This window comes from Pseudoalteromonas sp. SG41-5, from assembly GCF_014164495.1.
GTDB lineage: Bacteria > Pseudomonadota > Gammaproteobacteria > Enterobacterales > Alteromonadaceae > Pseudoalteromonas > Pseudoalteromonas rhizosphaerae.
In genome coordinates, this window is the sequence record NZ_JACJFH010000173.1 from 1 (window position 1) to 4246 (window position 4246).

The 4246-nt window shown below is 41.3% G+C and carries 3 protein-coding genes; all 3 read right to left on the bottom strand.

Annotated elements, in window-relative coordinates; all coding sequences use genetic code 11:
* Nucleotides 1-955 (bottom strand): sigma-54 dependent transcriptional regulator (locus H5232_RS22405; protein WP_182831553.1); only part of this gene is annotated, 955 nt, incomplete at its 3' end.
* On the bottom strand, nt 952-2688 hold the full coding sequence (locus H5232_RS22410) for a cache domain-containing protein (protein WP_182718702.1): 1737 nt from the start codon (nt 2686-2688) through the stop codon (nt 952-954). The genes H5232_RS22405 and H5232_RS22410, both read right to left, overlap by 4 nt.
* A 36-nt stretch (nt 2689-2724) precedes the next feature.
* Nucleotides 2725-4246, bottom strand: a 1522-nt coding sequence (locus H5232_RS22415) for a TonB-dependent receptor (protein ID WP_182831554.1), incomplete at its 5' end; no start/stop codon positions are given.

The following is a 4246-nucleotide window of genomic DNA, read 5'->3' on the forward strand; positions in this document are numbered from 1 at the left end:
CCGGAATACTTACCCTCACTAAATTGAGTCGATAATATAAGTCAGCTCTGAAGTCCCCTTTTTCGACCAAGGATAATAAATCAACTTTGGTTGCCGCAACGATACGTATGTCTAAGTCAACGGCGGTATTAGCGCCGACGGGGGTCACTTTTCGCTCTTCTAAAACGCGAAGTAACTTTACTTGTAATGATGCCGGTGTGCTTTCTATCTCATCTAAAAACACCGTACCACCTTGAGCAAACTCAAACTTACCTTGGCGACTGTGTGTTGCCCCTGTAAACGCGCCACTGGCCGCACCAAATAGTTCACTTTCAATCAGTTGCTCTGGTATGGCACCACAGTTAATTGCCACAAAATTACAGTTTGAACGGCTGCTTTGGTCGTGTAAAAAGCGTGCAACTAACTCTTTACCGGTGCCAGTTTCACCTTCAATCATTACATCTGCGGGAGTGTCGATCACCGCATTGAGCAAATGCATCATTTGCTGCATTTGCACGGTTTCCCCTAAGATCCGCACACCTGGGGCTGACGTTTTTTCTACCGCTAATTTTAAAGCACGGTTTTCCATTACCAAGGCACGCTTATCGCACGCTCTGGCAATGCAATCTAATAACTGCTCAGTGAGAGGTTTTTCAAATAAGTCGTAAGCTCCTAATTGCATTGCTTTAACAGCCACTGATACATCAGCAAATCCAGTCAGAAAGATCACCGGTAATTCGCTATCAAATGCTTGAACTTGTTCTAAAAAAGCCAGTCCATCCATTTTCGGCATATTAATATCACTGAGCACCACCCCGTTAAAACGACGATTAAGTTTTGATAAAGCACTCATTGGATCGCTAAAACACTGTACTTGATAGCCTTCGAGTGTCAGCAATTGGTCAAGTGAATCGCGGATCATCGCTTCGTCATCAATAACAATGACCTGTTTACAATCAGTTGCTAACGTATTCATAACGCTCCTTTAGTACTTGCTAAGGTAATAATGAATTGAGCACCACCGCCAGGGCGATTATGCGCACTTAAACAGCCATTAAATGAATTAATAATTTGCTTAGAAATAGATAGCCCTAAGCCAAGGCCATTAGTCGATTTAGTGCTATAAAAAGGCTCAAAAATAGTCCCAAGCGCATGTAACTCGATACCAGGCCCAGTATCCAAAATAGACAGCTTAACGCGGTCGTCAAACTGCTCTATCTCAAAACTCAGCTCTCGCACAGTACTGTCAGCCATTGCTTGGCTGGCATTGGTGATCACATTCACTAATACTTGCTCAAATTTAATGCCATCAACCCATACTTTTACAGTGTCAGCGATATCAGCGGTGTTAACGTTGACATCATCCTGCTTTAATTGCGCGGAGGCGATCACCATGGCATTTTTAAGTAACTGGTTTAAGCTTTGCTCTCTTAACTGTGTTTGTGCCGGTTTACTAAAGTGCTTTAATTGTCCAACAATTTTATGTACTCGTTCGATCAACGATTGCACAATAACAATATTTTCAGCTGCCTTTGCAATATCACCTTTGGCAATCAAGCGTTTAGCACTAACCAAATACGTACTCATTGCACTCAAGGGTTGGTTAATCTCATGATTAATACCCGCGCTGAGTTGACCTATGGTGGCCAATTTGGCTGTTTGCACCAGCGCTGTTTGTGCTTTTTCGAGTGCATGGGTGCGCTCTATAACTTCTTGCTCAAGGCTATGACGAGAAAAAAGTAATTTTTTATAGCCGGCAAAACGTGCCATTAAACTGTAAAAAAGCATTAACCCCCCAGCATAAATCACACTCAACCAAAACAATCGCCCTAGTTGATTAATATTCACCGACGATATATCAACAAGCACAGTTATTTTTGCATTAAGTCGCTCAATCGGCGCACTTGCAGGCATATATTTACTGCGTTTATTCGCATCATTAACGTATAACAGGGGCATCCCTTGGCTAATAATGTGCTCAGCAGTGATAACTTTTGGTACATACTCTAGGTAGCGTCGGCTTGTCGTAAAGTGTTGATAGTCTGCTGCTGTGAGGCTATGCAACGAATTGAGTCGCCATGAGGGGCTATCGGACATAGCAATAATATTATCGTCTAAGCTTAAATAAAAATGGCTAGCGTGGGACGCATTCAGTAATTGTCGATCAGTTTCAAACTTAGATACATTCACTTTTAAGGTGACCACACCTATTACTTGGCCATCGCGATAAATCGGTTCAGAAAAATAAATACCCCGTTCTTTAGATCGTAAACCAAGAGCAAAATAGGCAATTTTGTTACCCGCCAATGCCTGAGAAAAATACGGACGAAATGCAAAGTTATTACCGATATAACTGTAATCAAGTTGCCAATTGCTCGATGCAATAACATCCCCTTCACGATTAAGGACATAGACGTCTGATGCACCACTGGCTTGTTGGATATCAGCCAAGTAATTATTAATAGGCTGCACGGGCTGATCAGTATCACTGAGAAATGCAGTGAGTAACTGGTTATCAGTAACTAAATGAGGAATAGTTGCAAAACGAGAGAGTTCGGTATCAAGATAATTACGCAATTGACCCACTTGGAGTTCAGCTTGCTGCTTTGCTTGACTTAAATCATAGTGTCGGCCAAATAAAAAACTAAGCAACAATACACTAATTAAAATGGCAACAGCGATTAATATTTTTCGGGGAAAACGCAGCATGATCAACCAAAGGGCACACCTGAGCGTCCCTAAAACTTAAAATTTGATTTGATAGTGTAACGAGTATTCACTGCCGACACCAGCAACAGTGCCATCTGTAACTCTTGGATCGTACACACGGTAGTGCTTATCTAAGAGATTATGGGCTTTAAAACTAATTTCACCGCGTGCAGAAAATTGCCAACTCACAGCCCCGCCGAGCAAAAAGTAAGCCGGTTGAGTAAAGTCGCTTGTCATTGTCGGGCCACTGACGGCATCGCGCCAAACACTATTAAGGCTCAGCACCCATTGCTGATGATGATAATTAGCAATCACACTAGCAAAGCGCTTAAACGTTGGCTTAATTGGCGTATCAAAATACTCGCTGTAAGTCGCTTCCACTGATAAATCACTAGTAATGTGGATCATGCTATCTAATTCAACACCACGATTAATGTCATCTAATTGGTTTTCAAAGGTAAACTGATTATTGGCAGCTGAATTCGGCACTAGATTAATAAAATCAACAAGTTGATTATAAAAAAGCACCGAATTAATATGCCAATCTTGTCCCTCGTAGCGCCAAACAAGCTCTGTGGTTTTAACATATTCAGACTTTAAGTTTGGATTGCCCTTAGTCACATCATCATCTGAATACAATTCATTCGTCACAGGAGTGCGAAACGATTCACCGTATTGTAATTTAAAAGTATGCGCGCGAGTTGGTGAGTAGATTGCGGAAATGCGCGGCGATAATTTACTGTCTATCGCTTTAACATCATCATAACGTGCCCCTAAAAATAAGGTCAATTGCTCAGCAAAAGGCACTTTGATTTGCCCATAAATACTTCGGGTTTCAAAAGTCGATTGCAAACTCTGAAATGGCGCATAATTACTGATTGTAACAATCCCCCCTTGATAAAACGGATCTTCAACAATAATTTCACCGCTGTTAATATCAAAATAATTAACACGTAAGTCCGCTTTATGTTGCTCTGCGCGGCTATATTGCAAGCCTGAGTTGATTGACCAACCATTATTAAATTGCTGACTGGCCTCTACACTGACTGTTAAATCCGTTGTATGCCAATCAGGACCAACAAAAAAATCATAACTAGCGTTAGGTAAAGTTGCTGCAGGTGCGATTAATCCTGCACTTTGTATTTGATGATGTGCATACGCTATTTTTGTAGCCAAAGTACGTGTATCAGTTTCAAGCCAATCATAACCTACAGATAGGAAAGTATTCTCACTACGATGTTGATTACTGTCAGAATAACCACCAAGGTTTAAAAACTCTTTCAGTTCAACATGATTATAACGCGCTCTCACAGCCAGTTTATTGATATCGACACCCGCTTCAAAGTAAACTGATTGCAGTGGATCGTTTACCCCTTGTGGATAACGCTTACCACTTTTTTGGTTATACGCGCCATTAGCAAATAGATGTGTTTGCTGATTAACTTGATGACTAACCGAGAATGCAGCGCTGGTTTGACCTACATTACCCACAGCCAGCGACATTTCATTATTTTGGCTTTTAGTCACTATATTCATCACCCCTAAGAATGCATTACTG